We start from the raw sequence: 18,581 nt of genomic DNA on the forward strand, positions 1-18,581 counted from the left end.
TTTGCGTCTCGCGCAACACGTGCATCATTTCGATACCCGTTCGATAAAGGCCTTCATCCGTTGGTAATGGGTGCCTTTCCAGTATACCTTGCCACAATGGGCGCACTGGAAGTATTCCTTCTGGAAGCCGAGTACGCGGGGCGGGATGAGGGCGCGTACGTCGGCCTCGGCCACGGCGGCGATGGCGCCGTTGCAGGAGAGGCAGCGCCGGAAGGGCGCAATGGCATCCTGCAGCCGGTAGCGACCGATCACCTCGGCGAGTTGCTCCTCGCTGTGCTGCGAGCGCAGCCAGTAGCCCCAGCGCACCTTGCCGTGCTTGAGCAGGCCGATGTCGCGGGTAAGTACGGCGCGTTGTTCCGCGGCGGCGATGGCAGCGATCTGCGGGTCGCTGTAATCATTTTCGTAGAGGCAGTCGAAGCCGAGCAGGCGCAGGGCGCGGGCAAGGGAGCCCAGGTGCACGTCGAGTACAAAGCGCGGGGCGGGGAGGGGCGCATCGTCGGGGAACACCTGCAGCTCGTGGCCGGGCTGCAGCGGGTCGGAGAAGCGCGCGCCGGTGCCGTTTACCAGCAGGGTGCCGGCCTCCACATGCGGCACGCCGAGGGCTTCGATCGCGTCTTTGATCGTAGGGTGGCCCGAAAAGCGGTAGTGGCCTTCGGGTGTTAGCGGGCCGGGGCGGAAGTCGGCGAGCCGTCCTTCGAAGCAGACCCGGGCAGTATGTAGGGGTGCGTCCATGCCGGATGCCGGAAAAAAGAATGCCGGGTACGGGACCGGCATTGCAGGAAGGTGAAATTGATCAGTTATTACCGAGGCGCGACTCTTTTTCCTTGATCACATAGGTATTCGTCCAGCTGTCGTGCCAGGGGAGGCAAGGGGTGCCAAGGGCACTGAACGCCTCGAAGGGAACCGCGCGGGAAAAGCCGCGGGCAAAGGCCGTTTGGGCACTGATGGGGGTGCCGTCCGCGTTAACAGCGCGGGTGCCGGTCAGGAACTTGCCGATGGTTATGCCGTTCAGGAGCGTTTCCTGGAAGCCAATGTACAGGGAGAACAAAACGCTGGTAAGCAGGAAGTCGACGATCGGGTTGATGTCGGCCAGCCAGTCGACGGAGCCGGGGGCAAACATGCCCAGGAGAAATCCGAGCAAGTAGATAAAGCCCATGAAAAGCAAGCGGTCTACGAGAAGGTTGACAAAGCGCAGGCCACCATCGGCCTGTACCAGTACGGGTTCCATCTCGGAGAAGAGGTCCTGCTCAACAGGCGGCTGCATAGGGTCGACGGTATTCATAAGCGCTGGCTTTCAGGTGGCAACGAATAGATAGGAAAATTTCTATGTAAGCTCAGGCCTCGTCCTGGTAATAGAGCTTGTAGTACTTCCGCCCGTCGAGGTCCACGCCCTTCTCGATGAGGTCGGTGCGGCCGTGGATATACACGTGGAAGTTCTTATCGAGCTTGAGCACGCTCTTGAAGATGCGGGCCTGCTTCTTCACCGCGTCCTGGGCGATGTCGAATTGGGCGGCGATGTCGTAGTCGTTCTGCTCGGTATAGCGGGATCCGAAATTGCGGAAGGAGTCGATGACGCCGTCCTGCTCGCCGAATACCTCCTGCTGGAACTCGTCGATGTCGAAGGACTCTTTCGTTTTGAAGTAGCCGATCGATTTGTTGAGGAGCTCCACCTGGTCTTTGCGGCTGACGCCGTGCTCGCTCTCGAGCTGCTCGGTGATGAATTGCTTGGTGAGGGTCAGGAACTGCGCGGTGTGGTGAAATTCGTTGCGCTGCGGGTCGACGCCGAGAAAGCTTTCCTTCCAGTAGAGGGCTTCCTCGCCGCGGTTCTGGTTGTCGAACAGGAGCACGTCGTAGCCTTCTTCCTCGTTGCGGTTGATGATGAGGCAGCCCTTGTCGATCTTGCTCAGCTCCACGCCTTCGCGGAGCTGGAGCTCCATTTCGCGCTGCTGCTGCCGCGCGTCGAGGAAGTAGGAGCGGTTCTCTGTTTTAAAGAGGCCGATCGCCTTGTGCATGCGGCTCTCAATGGGCAGTCCCTCGATAAAGGCCACATAGAGCTCGCCGCCCTTCACCTTCGGGTGCGTGGAGGCCTCATAGAGGTGGCGGGCGATCTTCCCCGACAGCTCCACGAACTGCGCCGGGTCGGCAAAGGCTTCCTTGCAGTAATTATACACCTCGTTGTACTGGAGGGAGGAGGTATGCGTGAAGGCGTAAAGCTCGGGGATGTTCCGGAAGCGGGCCAGGAGGCCGCTTTCGAGCACGGTGCGGGTGTCTTCGTCGAGTTCGATCCCCTTATCGGCCACGATCAGCGCGTCAAGGTTGTTCTTGCTGCCCACGAAGTGCAGCGCCAGCTGCCGCAGGACGGCGGTGTTCATTTCCATGGAAAGCATGGCGCGAAAGTAATGTGCTAATGGGGTAATGTGCTAATGTGCTGATGGCGCAAGGTTCAGGAAGGTTTAGAAGGTTTAGGAGGTTTAGAGGGTTTAGGAGGTTTGGCGATCCGAAGCGATTAGCGAGGGCACACGGAGTTTGGGTGAAAAAATCTGAAATCTGAAATTCCCCATCCAAGATCCAAGATCTGAGATCCAAGATCTGAGATCCTTCTTTGGTCTCTATCTTGCAGGGCGTATGGCGATGCAGCGAATTTTACTTGTATTGATTGCCGCGGCGGCGGCGCGGGGTGCGGCGGCGCAAAGCACCATCGTGGCCCGGATGAGCAATGTGCGCAACGACAAGGGCGTGTGCCGCGTGTGTCTTTTCGATAAAGCAGCGGCGTTCAAAGGCGAGAGCGGGAGCCCGGTGCAATGCCAGCAGGTGCCGGTGAGCGGAGGTGCGGCCGAAGCTACGTTCACGGGATTGCCCCCCGGCAGCTACGCCGTCTTCGTTTTCCACGACGCCAACAACAACAACAAGATGGACAAGAACTTCCTCGGCATCCCGAAGGAAGGCTACGGCGCCTCGCGCAACAACCTGCCCTTCGCCGCCGCGCCCACCTTCGACGGCAACAAGATCACGATCACCGACAAGACCATCACCACCGTGCGGATGCGGTTAAGGAATCTCTGAGGAATACTTGATTACTTGAATAACCGAGGGCAGGGATAGGGGGAACAAGAGCGGTCTTCCTCATACACTCTCACATTTTCCCTCACCTCGAGTACTCGGTTGATCATGTACTCTATTATTCAAGTACTCCCACTCTCCCCCTCATAATTCTTCCCCCGTCAATGCGAAATAAAGGTTCTGCAATGCATGCAGATGAAAGACGGGATTAGAGGCCACGAGCCCGTTGACCGTGGCCCAGGCGAGGCATTCGCCGTTACTTTTCACATAGGCCACAAGCGCATGCTGCTCTTTTCCCTTCACCGGCAGCACGCGGTGAAACTCGCGCGCCTGCGGGTAGAGCGCGTAATCTTTGTTCTCCGTAAACCCGCGCGCTTCCAGCACTTCGGCCTTCAGCACTACCGGGAAAAAGTCTTTTGCACCACCGCCGGCCAGCAGCGCGAAGTGCTCGGCCCCGCAGGCAACCGGCCCGATGCGGGGTCCGTTCTTGAACAGTACCTGGTTGCCCCAGCGCAATTCTTCCGCCTTGATCATGGGCTAAAGATAAGCGCCGGGGGTGGGTTGCAGTATAAGGTGTGGCGTCGCAGATAAGGGTTAAGAAAATTACTTATCTGTTAAGAAAAAGTTTATAAATACACTGAATTGCACTAATTTACTACCCTTCAAACCCTTACACACACTAAAAAACCGTTTGACACATGAAGAAACTGCTCTTCGGATTCTGCGCCCTCGCGCTGGCCATCTCCTGTCAGAAAAAAGTTGCCAATGAGCCCGAGGCCATTGCCGACGAACCCACTTCCGTAGCCCGCCATTGCGCTGCCGAGGAAGTGCTCCAGCAGCAGATCGCTGCCGATCCGCGCCGCGCCGAGCGCCTGCGCGAGATCGAAGCCTTCACCAAGAATGCCATCGAGACCGGCCGCCTCGTAAATGGTGTCATCGAGATCCCCGTAGTGGTGAACGTGCTGTACCGCACCACCGCCGAGAATATCTCCGACGCACAGATCGCCTCGCAGATCACGGTGCTCAACGAAGACTTCAACAACACGAACGCCGACGGCACCAAGACGCCGGCCGAGTGGAGCAGCCTGCGCGCCAACTACGGCATCCGCTTCGTACTTGCCAAGACCGTGCGTAAGGCTACCAACAAGCGTAGCTGGGGCACCAACGACGACATGAAGCGCTCGAGCCGCGGCGGCATCGATCCGACCCTGCCCACCACGCACCTCAACATGTGGGCTTGCAACCTCGGTCAGGGCCTGCTTGGCTATGCCCAGTTCCCCGGCGGCCCCGCCGCTACCGACGGTGTGGTGGTCCTCTACTCCGCGTTCGGCTCCCGCGCCAAAGCTGCCGGTACCTACGTGGCCAACTACGACCTCGGACGCACCGCTACCCACGAAGTGGGCCACTGGCTCAACCTGCGCCACATCTGGGGTGATGCTACCTGCGGCAACGACCTCGTAGGCGATACCCCGTATGCCCAGACCTCCAATGGCGGCTGCCCCGCTTACCCCAAGGTAAGCGCCTGCACCACCGGCGGCACGCACAACGAGATGACCATGAACTACATGGACTACACCTACGACCGTTGCATGTACATGTTCACCACCGGCCAGAAGGACCGCTCCCTCGCACTCTTCGCTGCCGGCGGCGCCCGCAACAGCTTCGCACAGCCTTAATCGATCTTTGCATCCGATACGAAAGCCCCGGCCGCAGCGCCGGGGCTTTTTCGTTACCTTAAGGGCATGATGTCTTTTCGTCGTTGCACACCGCCTGCCTTGCTGGCGCTGTTGCTTTTCATCTCCTGCGACCGTACCCGCGTGGCTGGTTCCCGCAAGCTGCCCAAGGGCTTTCCGTCCGAGCGTACTGCAGCCGATTTCCCGAAGACGCAATTCCTGGCTACGCTTGAAGAGGCGCCATCGGCAGGGCGCAATACCGTGTATACGCCCACGCTGCTTTATGCCTGGAACGGCGTGGCGCAGGAGCTCCGGGGCGGGATCGCTCCGCGCCCAGGCAGCTCACCCGCTTTCCGGGCGCTCACTGCTTCGAAGGGGCACTACGGGGCGATGGAGGAATCGGAATACGCGGTCGAAACGACGGTGGAAGGGGAAGCGGTTTCCGTGCGGGCCTTCTTTCACAAGGCACTCGACTTCCCGGTGCTCTTGCAGAAAGCACCGGGGGGTCTTTCGTTTGGCGGGCGAGCCGTTGCTGCTTTCGGCATGAAAGACTACGAAGGGGCCATTACGCGCTTCGTGGAGATCCTTTACTACAAGGACGACGATCATTTTGCGCTGCGGCTGCGCCCCCAACAGCACGACCAGGAGATCGTACTGGCGAAGGGGCTGCCGCGGGCGCCTTCGCTGCTGGCATTGCTCCGTGAGTTAGACACTGCGATCGCCAAAGGCAGGGAACTGCAGAAAGTGACAGCGCATCAATGGCGCTACCGCTGGGAGACAACCGACCGGTTCCTGGTACCTGAATTTGCGTTTCATATCCGGGCAGAATTTCCGTCGCTCCTGGGGCAGCGCTTTGCTTCCAGTGCGGGACCCAAGCGGATCGAAGAGGCCTGGCAGCGTAATGCTTTTGTGCTTAACGAGCGCGGGGCCATCGCCGAGAGCGAAGGGTCCATCGGGGTCACTGCCGATACCGTGGTTGCACCGGAAGTAAAACCGCAGCCGAAAAATTTTATCCTCGACAAGCCTTTCCTGCTCCTGCTTCGCCACAACGAAAAGCGCCCGCCCTATTTCGTGATCGACCTGCAACATCCCGAGCTCCTGCGGTCGCTAAACATCAAGCAGTAGCACCTTGTCACCACCAACCTTTCTGAACCCTCCTGAACCTTATTAGCACATTAGCACATCAACCCTCCCTCGGCAAGCTCGGGATGACAAGTTCCCATTGTCAGGCTGAGCGAAGTCGAAGCCAGCACATTACTCTATCCGTTCCAGCGCGCGGAGGTAATCGTATTGCAGGTCCTCGTGCAGACTGTCGATGGCAGCGCGGATCTTCCTCACCTGGCCGTTGTAGAGGTTCAGCAGCACCGTGCTTTTGTTGAGCGGCAGCTTTGAGCCTTTGAGGCTGCTGCAGAAGTGGAGCAGCAGCTCGATCTCGGCTTCTTTCTGGCCGACGTAGCGAATGTGCTTGTTGGCGAGGCGAAGCACCTTGCGGATCGTTTTTTTGGCGAGGTACACCGAGCTCTTGTTCATCTCGGCAAAGCCTTCGTCCATCTCCTCCTTCACGCCCGCGAGGTAGGCCGGCAGGTTGTCGGCATCGAAGATGAGGTAGGAGAGGAGCTCCTTGTTGTCTTTCTTGTAGCGGGCAAGGCGCAGCACGAGCTCCGAGAGTTCTTTCGCATCGTAGTTCTTCAGGGCAGTTTTAATGTCGGGGATCGAGGCGGGGGTCATGCCGGCGAAGATACGGCGGCCGAAGGCCGCCGTATCTTCTTGAACAGATGAACAAGGAACAAGGAACAGGGAACGGCGAACTGAGGTGGCGCAAATGGATAGATGGATGTTGAAGGGAAAAGCAGGACCCGTCTCAAGTTCCGTTTGTCGTTCATTTGTTCATCTGCTCATATACTCATCTGCTCCCATTGGGCTGCTTTAAGTTCGTTCGCCAACGGGGTGGAACAGACTGGACGGAAACAAATCTGAAATCTCAAATCTGAGATCTGAAATCCTTTCTTCGCTAGCTTCGCTGCATGCAGCAGATGATCGAAACCATTCGCACCCTCTATACCCAATGGGCCGGCGCCGAGCCCGCGCAGCTTGATGTGTTGCCGCAGGCCGGCTCCGACCGCCGCTACTTCCGCCTGCAAGGCGCCGACGGCCGCTCGGTCATCGGCACCTTCGGCGCCAACGTGCGGGAGAACGAGACCTTCATCTACTTTGCCTGCCACTTCGCCGGCCTAGGCCTCAACGTGCCCGACGTACTGGCCGTAAATGAAGAAGGCACGGCCTACCTGCAGACCGACTTCGGCGATCAGTCGTTGCTGATGGCGCTGGAGGAAAAGGGCTATACCGACGAAGTGTATGCGCTCTTCCGCGAAAGCCTTGCCGAGCTCGCGCGGCTGCAGATCGGCGGCGATGAAGGACTCGACTACAACCGCTGCCTCACCAACAAGGAATTCGGCAAGCAGGCCATCATGGCCGACCTGCTTTACTTCAAATACTATTTTCTCGACGCCCTCCGCGAGCCTTACGACAAGCAGCGCCTCATCGACGACTTCGAGGCCCTCGCCACCTACCTCACGCACACGGAGTACAAGTATTTCATGTTCCGCGATTTCCAAAGCCGCAACATCCTGCTGAAGCCTGGCGGCGGCGTGGCCTTCATCGACTTCCAGGGCGGTATGAAAGGCGCCCCGCAGTACGATGCCGCGTCGATGCTCTGGCAGGCGAAGGCGGCGCTGCCCGACGAGTGGAAGGAGCGCCTCCTCGAAGACTATATGGACGCTTTTGCCGCACAGCTCGACGGCCCGCTCGACCGCGCCGTGTTCCGCAGCCAGTACAACGGTTACGTGCTCATCCGCCTCATGCAGGTGCTGGGCGCCTACGGCTTCCGCGGGCTCTTCGAGCGCAAGGCCCACTTCCTTACCTCCATCCCGCTCGCGCTGCAGAACCTGAAGTCCTTCATCAACCGCTACTCGATGGGCATCGTGCTCCCCGAGTTCCGCCGCGTGCTCGACCTCTGCGTGGCCGATAAGGTGATCGAGCGATTCACCCCGATACAAGCCAACAAGAACACCCCGCTCGTGGTGAAGGTCTGCAGCTTCTCGTACCGGCAGGGCTATCCCAATGATGAGACCGGCAACGGCGGCGGCTTCGTGTTCGACTGCCGCGGCATCCTCAACCCCGGCCGCTTCGATGAGTACAAGGAGTTTCATGGCCGCGACAGATCGGTGATGGAGTTCCTCGAGCAGCGCACCAAGATGCAGGAGTTCCTCAACTCGGTGTTCGACGTGGTGGACATCGCGGTGGAAGATTATATCCAGCGCGGCTTCGAAGACCTCGCCGTGAGCTTCGGTTGCACGGGTGGCCAGCACCGCAGCGTGTACGCCGCCGACGCACTGGCAAGGCATTTGCGCAACAAGTACAAAGTGACGGTGGAACTGTGCCATACGGTGCAGGAAGCCAAGAACTGGATCAACAAGGTGAGCAAGTGAGCAACTGAGCAGGTGAGCAGGTGAGCAGGTGAGCAGGTGAGCGGGTTTACCCGATGGGAAAGTGCACTACTGCTTTCGGACCTTTCGCGTGTCGCAGTGGATTGCTTCTCTCAACCTACGGTCGGGATCGCATTGACTTTCTGCCTCGCGATATTACTGCGACGGGTAACGACTCCCGCTCTGTGAACGACCCTTTACCAATAAACCAATAGACGAATAAACACTCCCTATGAAAGCAATGATCTTCGCCGCCGGGCTCGGCACGCGCTTCAAGCCCTGGACCGATCAGCATCCGAAAGCCCTGGCCGTCGTCAACGGTAAAACGCTGCTGCAGCGAGCGGTGGAGTACCTGCAACAGTACGGCATCAACGAGGTGGTGGTGAACGTGCACCACTTTGCCGAGCAGGTAGAGCAAGCGGTTGCGGAAAGCAAGGGCTGGGGATCGCGCATCCACATTTCCGACGAGCGCGACGAGCTGCTCGATACGGGTGGCGGCATGCTCAAGGCAAAGCAGTGGCTCGAAACCGGGACGTTCGTCACCCTCAACGTAGATATACTGTCGGACGCCAACCTGAAGGACTTCCTCGTGGAGCACCAGCAGGACAACGCCGTCATCACCCTGGCCACCTCCGACCGCGACTCGTCGCGCAAGCTGATCTTCAACAAGTACGACCGGCTCTGCGGCTGGCGCAACGAAAGCAGCGGCGAGGAGAAGATCGTGCTCGAGGCAAAAGATCACTTCCCGAAAGCCTACAGCGGCATGGCCATCTTTGAGCCTGCGGTGTTCAACCTCACGAAGCTCACCGGCAAGTTCTCCCTCATTGACCTGTACCTCGAGCTGGCGCACGACAACAAGATCTCGAGCTGGGATCACTCCGGCACCAAGCTCCTCGACGTGGGCAAGCCGGGATCGGTGGAAGAGGCCGAGCGCATCTTCGCCTGACCCTCATTATAGAAATACAAAAGCCACCCCGCGGGGTGGCTTTTGCGTTGGCTGTGGGCTGGTCATTTGAACTTATAATATTCCTTTGCTTCCTGTACGCCTTTGGCGGCGGCCCCCTGGCCCAGCACTTTTCCCAGCTCCTTCAGTTCCTGCTCCTGGTCGCCCTGGCTGCCGTCCACGAGCGCGCGGGCGATCTTGTACAGTTGCTGCGGCGTCGCTTGGGAAGTATAGGCCAAGAACTCCTGCATCACCGTGGTTTTGTCGGGCGCATCTTTCAGTCCGGCCGCCGTGTAGCGGAGGAGGTTCAGGTGGGCCGGGTAGTAGCCTGCGGCAGCGGCCTGTTGCCAGTAAGCGATCGCCTCCTTCCGGCCCGAGCGACGGATCTTGCCGCCGAAGGAAAGCACCCCCAGAGCATTGAGGCCAGAGGGGTCGCCGGCGGCGGCCAGTTTTTGCAGTGACGGCATCCAGCGCTCCAGGAAGACCTCGTCGATATCGGCGTCGATCTGGGGCTTCCCCCCTTTTACCACGGCCTTTTCGATCTCGATCAACTGGTCGCCTCGATCGGCGATTACGGTCGCGGCATCGCGCCCCTGCGCTTTCCCTACCTCGATCCAATAGGCGGCGGGTTTGCCCTCGAGGTAGCCAGTGAGGTTGGTGAGGTGGTGCGGGAACTCCCGGCAGGCGTCCTTCCATTTATAACCACGCTCGGGGATGCGGAACCCCAGTTCCGCAAGGCGGAGCTGTGCGTCGCGGTCGCCTTTTTCCTTCGCTTTGCTGTAGAGGCTGTGCACCGGGCTCATGCCTTCTGCCGTGGCGCAGGATTGGAGGGCGGCCTCCGGGTGTCGGGTGTAAAGCTCCAGGAACAGGGCCTCGAGCTCCGCTACCTGGGCCGGGGTGCGGTTTGCGTATTGCGCTTCCGTATAGATCGGGTGCCGTTCGAATGTGCCCGAGTAGAAGTAAAAAAGACCGACCAGTTGTGCCCGCTCCGTTTCAGCCGTTTTCTCCGGAAACCGGGTGGCGAGGAACTGCTGCGCCTTCAGGTAGGAGTAGCCGGCGATCTTGAATGTTTCCGCCAGTGCTGCAAGCTCTACATAGGTGCCAGTGGCACGCGCCGCCGTGAATCGGGTGTAGGCGTCTTTGAGGGCGGAGAGTTTCTTGCGCACGTTCCAGTTCCACTCGGCATCCCGGTCGGCATCAGTGGGGATCGCATTGATGGCGAAGCACCAGGCCTCGCCTTCAGTGAGGCCGATAGCCTTCATCTCCGTGAAGTATTCCACACGGGCAGCCTTGCGCGCGGCTTCCCGCTCTTGTTTCGACTGTTGGCGCTGGTACGCCGCCTGCGCTCGTTGATAGTCCTCCCGTTGCTTGCGGTCCGCCTCCTGCTTCTGCAACTCAAGTTGCTCGGCGGTGGGCTTCGGCGCTTCAACCTTTGGGGCGGCAGCAGGGCCTTTGCCGGCATTGTGGCGGAACTTCTCAGCAAGTGCCCGGGCCGCTTCGTCGTCCACTTTGCCCGATGAGCGGGAGGGTGTGTTCCGGTTATACTTCGTGCCCTCGATGTAATTTTTATTGTATTGGGCGTTGGCCTGCTCGCGCTTCGTTTCCGCGTACGTCTTACCGGAAAGTTGTGCGCGGGCGGATAGATGGAAAAGACAAAAAGCAAGGGCGATGAGCAGGAAGCTGCGGAGCATAGATCGGGTTTGGGCAAAGGTGGTGTTCCTCCCATGGCTGCCTATACCCTGCACACGGTAGATTGCTGCACCGCCGTCGGGTTGCGGCTCCGGTAAAAAGGCGGGCGTTTCCGCGAAAGAGCGTATCTTTTTGGATATAATCCCGAGCGATGCGTATCCCCTTTTATTTGCTGGCGGCCCTCCTGCTAGGTAGCTCCTGCAGCCGTCCTGATGATGAACCGCAGCCAACGCCGACGCCGCCTCCGCCCGTCAGCGATCCGGCGGCCCTCATCGTGGTCCAGACCCGCCATACCACGCAGCACCCCTTCACCCACCGCCTCACCGCCTACACGCCGCAGGGCAGCGTGCTCTGGCAACGCAACGACCTGTACAACGCCACCGGCCACCGGTATATCTACCGCAACGGGATCTTCTTTCTCGGCGAAACCAACTGGGACCAGGCCAGCAGCACGGCCGCCTTCCGCGTACGTGCCCTCCGCGCCACCGACGGCAGCCCACTCTGGACGCTGAATAATGTGCAGGCGCAATACGCAGGCCTTGCCGCCAGCGATAGTATCCTCTACCTCGCGGTGATCCAGGGGAACGCAACTTCGCTGCGGGCCTACCATGCCCAATCGGGCGCGCTGCGCTGGCAGCTGCCGCAGCCGCGCTCCATCGCGCACCTCCGGTTCGACAATGGAACACTTTACTACGTAAGCTTCCAGCCGTTGAATGCCGGGGCTACCGTCGTGGCCTTCGACCCGGTGGCGCGGCAGGAGCGCTGGAGTGCCCCGCTGGGCTCGGCCGTCACCAACTTCGTGTCGGGCATCCGCCTCTCGGCCGATGCCGTGTACCTCACCAACGCGGCCGGTGCCGTACGCGCGTACGACCGGGCTACCGGCGCCCTGCGCTGGACCGGCTCTGCCGCCTTCAACGACCCGCACGCCATGGGCAACACCGTTTTGGTACGGGGCAGCCAGGGCGCGGTGGCGGGCCTCGATCCCGCCACCGGCGCCACCCGGTGGACCTGGCAGCAATCGGGCGGCACCCCGGCCTCTACTTTCTCGCTTGCCGACGGCACCGTCACCTTCTCGGAGTATGTTTCGCAGACCCAGCACTACCTGACGCGCCTCGATGCCGGCACCGGCACCCTGCGCTGGCGCTACCCGGTGCCCGACGCGTACATGGAGGTAGTTGCAAACGGCGACCGGGCATACGCACTCCGCACCTTCATCAGCGGCAGCAGTGCGCCTCCCTTCGGAAAGATTGTTTTTTATGACCTGGCCAACGGGCGCGCGTCGGACTCGGTGCTGATCAACGACCAGGAGATCGCACAGCTTTCAGTGGTCACGGCCTCGGGCGCCGTACTGGGCTCGGGCGGCTGGTAATGCCCGCAGCCGGGCCCCTCTACGAGCATCGTCTAAAAAAAAGAGCGCCAACCGGCGCTCTTTTCGTTTATTTCTTATCGATCTGCCGCAGCAGCTCCTGCACCGCCGTATCCAGCTGCAGGTCCCTTTCGGTTTCGCCGAAGGGCTGGCTCACGAACACATCTACCGGCCTTGGATTCAGCTCCATATTCTTGCCTTCGTGGTCGGTGATCCGGGTCGCCGGCATCCGCATCACCGAGCCGTCGAGCAGGGTGAGCGAGCTCGTGTAGATGATCCAGCCGGAGGTGGGCTCGCCCACCACCTTGCCGAGGCCGAGCGTGCGGTAGCCCTCGGTGAAGTCTTCGGCGTCGGAGAGCGAGTGCTGGTTGATCACCAGGATGGTCGGGGCCTCGAGGGAGCGCTGGCCCAGCAGCAGCCGCGCCGGCGCCGGCGGCAGGCCGCGCACCGTCATCTGCAGATAGCCGCGGCGCGCGAATACATCCAGCGCATAGGCATTCACGAACCCGCCGTTGTTGTTGCGCAGGTCCACCACCACGCCCTCGCGGGCATGGTTCTCCTGGTCCATATCCACGTAGAGCTGGTCGAGCGAGCCCTGCGACATGTCGTACATATGCACGTAGCCGAGCCGGCCCTTGCTCACCTTCGTCACGTAGTCGCGCTGCTGCTGCACCCACTGCCGGTAGCGCAGCGATTTTTCGGCACCAAGCGTGATCGGCCTTACGGCTACCTCGCGCTTGTCCTTTCCCTTCGCATCGGCACTCACCGTCAGGAGCACACGCTTGTTGACCTGGTACTCAAGCAGGCTGTCGACCGGCGTGCGGTGGGTGAGGGGCGTACCGTTGACGGCCAGCAGGTAGTCGCCGGGGCGCACCTGACCGGAGAGTGCGGCGGGTCCGAGGGGCACCACTTCCGCTACTTTCAGGACGCCTTCGCGCTCGTAGGTGGCGGGGTCGAAGCGGAGGCCAAGCTGGCCCATCGCCGGTGCGCCCGCCGGCGGGCCCGAGATGCCGGAGTGCGACGCATTGAGCTCGCCCAGCATGAGGCTGATGAGGCGCCGCAGCTCGTCGCCGGTGGCCGCGCCTGCCGCGTACGGCGCATAGATGCCGCGGATGGCGCCCCAGTCGGCGCCGTGGAAGGCCGTATCGTAGAAGCCCTTGTTCTGTCCCTCCCAGGCCTGCTCGAACACCACCATCTTGGTGGCCGCGAAGTCGACGTCGAGTTCGGCGGTGACGGCCAGGGGCCGCACGGCCCTGCTCTCCAGCGCAACCGCCTGGATCCGGCCGTCTTCGAGGAAGAACACCTCCTTGCCGTCGATGCTTACCTGCAGGTCGCGCTTGGCGCCGCTCGTGTTGGTGAGCTGCTTCAGCACCGCGGGCTCTTTCGCCAGCTCGTCGAGCGAATAGCTGTACAGGTTGGTTTGCCCGGCAACGGTGGCCAGCACCACGAGGGTCTTGCCGTCGCGGGTGGCTACGAGGTCATTGACGTCCGCGCCCAGCGGGAGCAGGCTGAGGCGCTGGCGCAGGCCTTCCCACTCCACCTGCACAGCCGGTGTGCGGGGGGCGGCAGGCGTGTTCTTGCTCAGGGTGTCGGGGGCTGCCGGCGCGGGCTTGCGCGTGGGTACGGCCGGGGCCGGGGTGGGCACCTCGTCGGAGAAGAGCTCGCGGAACTGGCTCTCGCGGAAGCGCGGCGCCTGCGGCACCAGGTCTACGCGGGCCACATAGGCATTCTCGGTGCGCTGGCGCGTGGTGAAGAGGAGCGACTTCCCGTCTTTGATCCAGACGATGCCCTGCCCGAAGGCGTTGGCGAGGAAGCTGGCCGGGCGCGCCGTGCCGCCCGCCGCGGGAATCAGGTAGATGTTGAGGAAGGTCTTGCCGCCATAGGCTGCAAAGGCGATCCACTTGCTGTCGGGCGACCAGGAAATGACGTGGGGCGCGCCGAAGGATACGCGTCCGAAAAGGGCCGTCGTCAGCAGCGCGTCCTTGCCCGTGGTAAGGTCGAGCACGTGCAGCTCGCGGTCGTTGCGCACGAAGGCCACCTGCCTGCCGTCGGGGGCAAGGGCTGGCGCGGTGTCGTCGCCACCGGAGGCAAGCAGGGGCCGCTCCCTCCCCGTGATGAAGTTGTATTCGAAGAGCTGGCTGCGGCCGTTGCGCTCCGATACGTATACGATGCGGTTGCTGTTGGGCAGCCATTCGGGTCCGCGCTCGGCGGCCGGTGTGGTGGTGAGGCGCACGGCATCGCCGCCGTCTTTGGCTGCCGCCACGAACACGTCGCCATAGGCCACGAAGGCCACTTTCTTTCCATCGGGCGACAGCGCCAGGTCGCGGAAGCCGGAAGTGAGGCGCAGGTGCTCGGTGAGGGGTCCGGCGGGAAGGCCGCGGCGCGTGATGGCGATGGGCTGGGCGGTGCCGCCCGGCGTGTAGCTCCAGATGCGGAAGTCGCGCTCGAACACGAGGAGGGAGCCGTCGGGTGCCATCGAGGGCCAGAGTACGCGTCCGTTGGTGAATTGCGTCAGCTTGCGCTCGGCGCCCTCGAGCGGCTTTACCCAGAGGTTCTCGGTGCCGCCGCTGTCCGACACGTAGTACAGCGACTTCCCGTCGGGGTGCCACATCGGCCAGAGCTGCTTGGCGTTACGCTGCGTGAGCTGCCGGTAGCTGCCGGTGGCGCTGTTGCGCAGCCAGAGCTCCGAGCGGTCGAGGTGACTGCTGCCCTTGCGCCACCATTGCAGGAGGCCGAAGCCGCGGCCCACGAAGGCTAACTGCGACCCGTCGGGCGACGGCGCGGCCATGAACTCGGAGGTGTAGCGGGTTTCCGATACGGCTGCCGGTGTGCCGCCGGTGACCGCCACCCGGTACACGTCCTTCATGCTCGAGATGTCGCGGTCGCCGGTGGCGAAATAGAGGTGCCGGCTGTCGGCCGACCAGGCGCTGAGGTCGTCGGCACCGTCGCCCCAGGTGAGGCGGCGGAGAGCGCCCGTGGCGAGCTCCAGCACGTAGAGGTCGCCGTTGCCGCTGCGGGTGGACTGGAAGGCGAGGTAGCGCCCGTTGGGGGAATACAGGGGGCGCGACTCGTGGGCGGCATGCGTGATGAGCAGGTGGGCCTCGCCACCAGCGGCGGGCACGGTCCAGATATCGCCGCCGGAGCTGAAGGCGATCTCGCGCTTGTCGGGGGAGAGGGCCGGCTCGGCATAGGCAAACCGGGGAGCCGCGGGTTCCTGCGCGTGCGCGGTCAGGAGACTTAGCAGAAATACCACAAACAGGCAGGCCCCTTTGGGGTAACGTAAGGAGGGAGTTTTCATGTGCATCGGTTGAGGCTCCAAGATAGAGCGATTCCAAAACGGGCGCTCCCTCAAGATCTCAGATCTCAGATCTGGGATCTGGGATCTCCCTGTTGCCATTCCTGTAAAACCACGGTTCGCTCGGCCGGCATCGCGTACCTTACTGGCCCCAAATCCCTTTCATGACGATCAAACACACACTCCTGCCCCTGTGCCTGGCCGCCACCCTGTCGGCCGGCGCCCAAAAGCCGGCGGCCAAGGCGGCGCCGAAGCCCGCGGCCTTCCAGCTCAAATACGAGTCCTTTACCCTGCCCAACGGCCTCAAGGTGATCCTGCACGAAGACCACTCCGATCCCATCGTGGCCGTGAGCACCGTGGTGCACGTGGGCTCCAACCGCGAGAAGCCCGGCAAGACCGGCTTCGCGCACTTCTTCGAGCACATGTCGTTCAACCACTCCGAGAACACGCCGCGCGGCGCCAACCGCAAGCTCATTCCCGAGTGGGGTGGCAACCGCAACGGCGGCACCTGGAGCGACGGCACCGTGTATTACGAGGTGATCCCGAAAGACGCCTTCGAGAAGATCCTCTGGATCGACTCCGACCGCCTCGGCTTCATGATCAACACCGTTACCAAGGAAGCCCTCGAAAAGGAGATCCAGGTGGTGAAGAACGAGAAGCGCCAGAACTACGACAACGTGGCCTACGGCAGCACGGGCGAGGTCATTCTTTCCAACCTTTACCCGAAGGAGCATCCCTACAACTGGACCGTCATCGGGTCGCTGCCCGACCTGCAGGCCGCCTCGCTCGACGACGTGAAGGAGTTCTACGATCGCTACTACGGCGCGGCCAACGCTACGCTCGTGATCGCCGGCGACATCGACGCGAAGAAAACGAAGGAGCGCGTGCAATACTGGTTCGGAGAGATCCGCCGCGGCCCCTCCGTGCAGCCCCTGAAGCCGCAGGCCGCCCGCCTCACCGAGACGCGCTCGCTCTCCTTCGAGGATAATTTCGCCAAGCTGCCGGAATACACCGTGGTGTTCCCGACCGTGGAGCAGTACCATCCCGACTCCTACCCGCTGGCCATCCTGGCGCAGCTGCTCACGGGCTCCAAGCAGGCGCCGCTGTACAAGACCGTGGTCACCGAGCGCAAGCTGGCGCCCAACGTTTCGGCCAACCACCAGGCCAAGGAGCTGGCCGGTGAGTTCTACCTGCGCGTGCGCGGCAATGCCGACACCGACCTGGACCAGGTGAAGTCCGCGCTCGAGGAAGGCCTCGCGCGCTTCGAGAAGGAAGGCTTTACCGACGCACAGCTTTCCCACATCAAGACCGGCCTCGAAACCAGTTTGTACAGCGGCCTCGAGAGCATCCTGAGCAAGGCCCAGCGCCTCGGCCGCGACAACGAGTTCAAGGGCGATCCCGGCTACGTCATGAAAGAGGCCGGCCTCTGGCAGGGCGTAACGCGCGCCGACGTACTGCGCGTGTACAACCAGTACATCAAGGGCAAACCCTATGTAGCTACCTCCTTCGTGCCGAAGGGCAAGATCGACCTCGCGGTGAATGGCGCGAAGCCCGCCACCGTTTGGACGGAGCCCATCGTGCAGGGCGTGGCCAACGAGGACGTAGCGCCCGGCGCCGACGCCGTATTCACGAAAACGAAAACAAAGAACGACCGCTCCGAGCCCGCCTTCGGCGAAATGCCCCTGTTCCGGATGCCCGCCGTGTGGACCGACAAGCTGCCCAACGGCATCAAGGTATACGGCATCCCGAGCAGCGAGATCCCGGTGGTGAACTTCGAGGTGGTGATCAGGGGCGGCCACTTCGCCGACCCGCTCGACAAGAGCGGCGTGGCGGCGCTGCTCGCTTCGCTGATGACGCAGGGCACAGCAGGCAAGACGCCCGCGGAGCTCGAGGCCGCCATCGACGCCCTCGGCGCCAGCATCAGCATGACCGCTACCAACGAGGAGCTGCGCCTCCGCGCCTCCTGCCTCTCGCGCAACTTTATGCCTACGCTGGCCCTCGTGCAGGAGATCCTGCTGCAGCCGCGCTGGGACAAGACCGAGTATGACCGTATTTATACGGCCACAAAGACGGCCATCAAAGGCCGCGAGGCCAACGCCACCGTGCTGGCCGGCATCAACTTCAACAAGCTGCTGTACGGCACCGGGCATATCCTTGGCCATCCCGCGGGCGGCACTAAGGAGTCGGTGGCGCGCATCACCCTCGACGACCTCAAGGCCTATTACAGCACCTGGGTGAAGCCCTCGGCCGCGAGCATCCACCTCGTAGGTGCGGTGCCGCAAGCAGATGCGATGAAGGGCTTCAGCGGGCTTGCGCTGGCCTGGCAGGGTTCGGCCCCTGCGCTGCCCGCGTACACCGTGCCTGCGTCCGACAAGGGCGGTACGGTCTACTTCATCGATATCCCCGGCGCCAAGCAATCGGTGCTCTACGTGGGCAAGATGGGCGTTTCGGCCACCGATCCCGATGCTACCGGTATTTCGTTTGCCAACGAGGTGCTGGGTGTGAATTCGAGCGGCCGCCTCACGCAGGTGCTCCGCATCGGCAAGGGCTATACCTACGGCGCCTCCTCGCAGCAGGTGCGCAGCGCCGAGCGCGCGCCCTTCGTTGCCGTGACCTCGGTGCGCGCCAACGCCACGCTCGCCTCGCTGCAGATCATCCAGGACATGCTACGCGACTACGGCACCACCTTCACCGAGAAGGAAGTGGAGGTAACGCGCAACAAGGTGCTGAAAGGCTCCACGCTCGACTACGAAACCCTCAATGCGAAGCTGGGCCTCCTCAACGAGATCTCCAAGTACGGCCGCCCGCTTCGCTACGTGGAGGAGGACCAGCAGCAGCTCGTGAAGATGAAGCTGGCCGACTACCAGCGCCTCATCGGCACGCACTTCAAGGAATCCGACATGGTGTACCTCGTGGTAGGCGACAAGGCCACGCAGCTCGAAGAGGTGCGGAAGCTCGGGAAGAAGGTCGTGCAGCTCGATGTGGACGGCAACCCGGTGAGCTTCTGACGGCCCCCTGTCCCCCAAAGGGAGAACTTGGGTCGATGTTGCCTTTCAATAGCAGCTTCGCC

The 18,581-nt window shown here is 62.0% G+C and carries 14 protein-coding genes; 7 read left to right on the forward strand and 7 right to left on the reverse strand.

The genetic code is table 11. From position 1 onward, the window contains the following. Positions 1-24: 24 nt before the first annotated feature. From ABD937_RS02980 to ABD937_RS02990, 3 genes are all read right to left on the reverse strand, one after another. Positions 25-732 (reverse strand): Mut7-C RNAse domain-containing protein, encoded by a 708-nt coding sequence (locus ABD937_RS02980; protein ID WP_345253248.1) that lies wholly within the window; start codon positions 730-732, stop codon positions 25-27. Positions 733-793: 61 nt separating this feature from the next. Continuing rightward, the gene (locus tag ABD937_RS02985) at positions 794-1,282 is read right to left on the reverse strand and encodes an RDD family protein (protein ID WP_345253249.1); all 489 of its coding nucleotides are present in this window, start codon (positions 1,280-1,282) and stop codon (positions 794-796) included. Between the two features lie 52 nt (positions 1,283-1,334). Next, the gene (locus ABD937_RS02990) at positions 1,335-2,387 is read right to left on the reverse strand and encodes a nucleoid-associated protein (RefSeq protein ID WP_345253251.1); all 1,053 of its coding nucleotides are present in this window, start codon (positions 2,385-2,387) and stop codon (positions 1,335-1,337) included. A gap of 238 nt (positions 2,388-2,625) precedes the next feature. Between ABD937_RS02990 and ABD937_RS02995 the strand changes: the two genes are divergently transcribed. Further along, positions 2,626-3,063 (forward strand): DUF2141 domain-containing protein, encoded by a 438-nt coding sequence (locus ABD937_RS02995; RefSeq protein WP_345253252.1) that lies wholly within the window; start codon positions 2,626-2,628, stop codon positions 3,061-3,063. 141 nt (positions 3,064-3,204) lie between these two features. Here the strand turns inward: ABD937_RS02995 and ABD937_RS03000 are convergent, their stop codons facing one another. Beyond that, positions 3,205-3,594 (reverse strand): hypothetical protein, encoded by a 390-nt coding sequence (locus ABD937_RS03000; protein WP_345253254.1) that lies wholly within the window; start codon positions 3,592-3,594, stop codon positions 3,205-3,207. A gap of 164 nt (positions 3,595-3,758) precedes the next feature. Between ABD937_RS03000 and ABD937_RS03005 the strand changes: the two genes are divergently transcribed. Both ABD937_RS03005 and ABD937_RS03010 read left to right on the forward strand, forming a co-directional pair. Beyond that, entirely contained in the window at positions 3,759-4,736 is a 978-nt protein-coding gene (locus tag ABD937_RS03005; RefSeq protein ID WP_345253255.1) for a zinc metalloprotease, read from the forward strand. Positions 4,737-4,802: 66 nt separating this feature from the next. Further along, positions 4,803-5,858: a hypothetical protein gene (locus tag ABD937_RS03010; RefSeq protein ID WP_345253256.1), complete on the forward strand. Its 1,056-nt coding sequence runs from the start codon at positions 4,803-4,805 to the stop codon at positions 5,856-5,858. A 129-nt stretch (positions 5,859-5,987) separates the two neighbouring features. Here ABD937_RS03010 and ABD937_RS03015 read toward each other — a convergent pair whose 3' ends face one another. Further along, entirely contained in the window at positions 5,988-6,461 is a 474-nt protein-coding gene (locus tag ABD937_RS03015; RefSeq protein WP_345253258.1) for a hypothetical protein, read from the reverse strand. A 296-nt stretch (positions 6,462-6,757) separates the two neighbouring features. On the opposite strand from ABD937_RS03015, the gene ABD937_RS03020 reads away from it, so the two are divergent. Together ABD937_RS03020 and ABD937_RS03025 are read left to right on the forward strand one after the other, a co-directional pair. Continuing rightward, positions 6,758-8,221 (forward strand): RapZ C-terminal domain-containing protein, encoded by a 1,464-nt coding sequence (locus tag ABD937_RS03020; protein WP_345253260.1) that lies wholly within the window; start codon positions 6,758-6,760, stop codon positions 8,219-8,221. 229 nt (positions 8,222-8,450) lie between these two features. Continuing rightward, on the forward strand, positions 8,451-9,164 hold the full coding sequence (locus tag ABD937_RS03025) for a nucleotidyltransferase family protein (RefSeq protein WP_345253262.1): 714 nt from the start codon (positions 8,451-8,453) through the stop codon (positions 9,162-9,164). A 62-nt stretch (positions 9,165-9,226) separates the two neighbouring features. Here the strand turns inward: ABD937_RS03025 and ABD937_RS03030 are convergent, their stop codons facing one another. Continuing rightward, complete coding sequence (locus ABD937_RS03030) at positions 9,227-10,852, reverse strand: hypothetical protein (protein ID WP_345253263.1); 1,626 nt, start codon at positions 10,850-10,852, stop codon at positions 9,227-9,229. A 149-nt stretch (positions 10,853-11,001) separates the two neighbouring features. Between ABD937_RS03030 and ABD937_RS03035 the strand changes: the two genes are divergently transcribed. Continuing rightward, positions 11,002-12,219 carry a PQQ-binding-like beta-propeller repeat protein gene (locus ABD937_RS03035; RefSeq protein ID WP_345253264.1) on the forward strand — a complete coding sequence of 406 codons (1,218 nt, stop codon included), beginning with the start codon at positions 11,002-11,004 and terminating at the stop codon, positions 12,217-12,219. Positions 12,220-12,286: 67 nt separating this feature from the next. On the opposite strand, the gene ABD937_RS03040 is transcribed toward ABD937_RS03035, so the two are convergent. Next, positions 12,287-15,514, reverse strand: coding sequence for a S41 family peptidase (locus tag ABD937_RS03040; RefSeq protein ID WP_345253266.1), 3,228 nt, complete (start codon positions 15,512-15,514; stop codon positions 12,287-12,289). 161 nt (positions 15,515-15,675) lie between these two features. On the opposite strand from ABD937_RS03040, the gene ABD937_RS03045 reads away from it, so the two are divergent. Next, positions 15,676-18,519 carry a M16 family metallopeptidase gene (locus tag ABD937_RS03045; RefSeq protein ID WP_345253268.1) on the forward strand — a complete coding sequence of 948 codons (2,844 nt, stop codon included), beginning with the start codon at positions 15,676-15,678 and terminating at the stop codon, positions 18,517-18,519. Positions 18,520-18,581: the final 62 nt, after the last annotated feature.

Source organism: Flaviaestuariibacter amylovorans (assembly GCF_039541815.1).
Classification (GTDB): Bacteria; Bacteroidota; Bacteroidia; order Chitinophagales; family Chitinophagaceae; genus Flavisolibacter; species Flavisolibacter amylovorans.

What these genes read in the sequence shown, in the direction of transcription:
- ABD937_RS02980 (WP_345253248.1), bottom strand. Translation starts at nt 732, where the DNA reads ATGGACGCACCCCTACATACTGCCCGGGTCTGCTTCGAAGGACGGCTC.
- ABD937_RS02985 (WP_345253249.1), bottom strand. Translation starts at nt 1,282, where the DNA reads ATGAATACCGTCGACCCTATGCAGCCGCCTGTTGAGCAGGACCTCTTC.
- ABD937_RS02990 (WP_345253251.1), bottom strand. Translation starts at nt 2,387, where the DNA reads ATGCTTTCCATGGAAATGAACACCGCCGTCCTGCGGCAGCTGGCGCTG.
- ABD937_RS02995 (WP_345253252.1), top strand. Translation starts at nt 2,626, where the DNA reads ATGGCGATGCAGCGAATTTTACTTGTATTGATTGCCGCGGCGGCGGCG.
- ABD937_RS03000 (WP_345253254.1), bottom strand. Translation starts at nt 3,594, where the DNA reads ATGATCAAGGCGGAAGAATTGCGCTGGGGCAACCAGGTACTGTTCAAG.
- ABD937_RS03005 (WP_345253255.1), top strand. Translation starts at nt 3,759, where the DNA reads ATGAAGAAACTGCTCTTCGGATTCTGCGCCCTCGCGCTGGCCATCTCC.
- ABD937_RS03010 (WP_345253256.1), top strand. Translation starts at nt 4,803, where the DNA reads ATGATGTCTTTTCGTCGTTGCACACCGCCTGCCTTGCTGGCGCTGTTG.
- ABD937_RS03015 (WP_345253258.1), bottom strand. Translation starts at nt 6,461, where the DNA reads ATGACCCCCGCCTCGATCCCCGACATTAAAACTGCCCTGAAGAACTAC.
- ABD937_RS03020 (WP_345253260.1), top strand. Translation starts at nt 6,758, where the DNA reads ATGCAGCAGATGATCGAAACCATTCGCACCCTCTATACCCAATGGGCC.
- ABD937_RS03025 (WP_345253262.1), top strand. Translation starts at nt 8,451, where the DNA reads ATGAAAGCAATGATCTTCGCCGCCGGGCTCGGCACGCGCTTCAAGCCC.
- ABD937_RS03030 (WP_345253263.1), bottom strand. Translation starts at nt 10,852, where the DNA reads ATGCTCCGCAGCTTCCTGCTCATCGCCCTTGCTTTTTGTCTTTTCCAT.
- ABD937_RS03035 (WP_345253264.1), top strand. Translation starts at nt 11,002, where the DNA reads ATGCGTATCCCCTTTTATTTGCTGGCGGCCCTCCTGCTAGGTAGCTCC.
- ABD937_RS03040 (WP_345253266.1), bottom strand. Translation starts at nt 15,514, where the DNA reads ATGAAAACTCCCTCCTTACGTTACCCCAAAGGGGCCTGCCTGTTTGTG.
- ABD937_RS03045 (WP_345253268.1), top strand. Translation starts at nt 15,676, where the DNA reads ATGACGATCAAACACACACTCCTGCCCCTGTGCCTGGCCGCCACCCTG.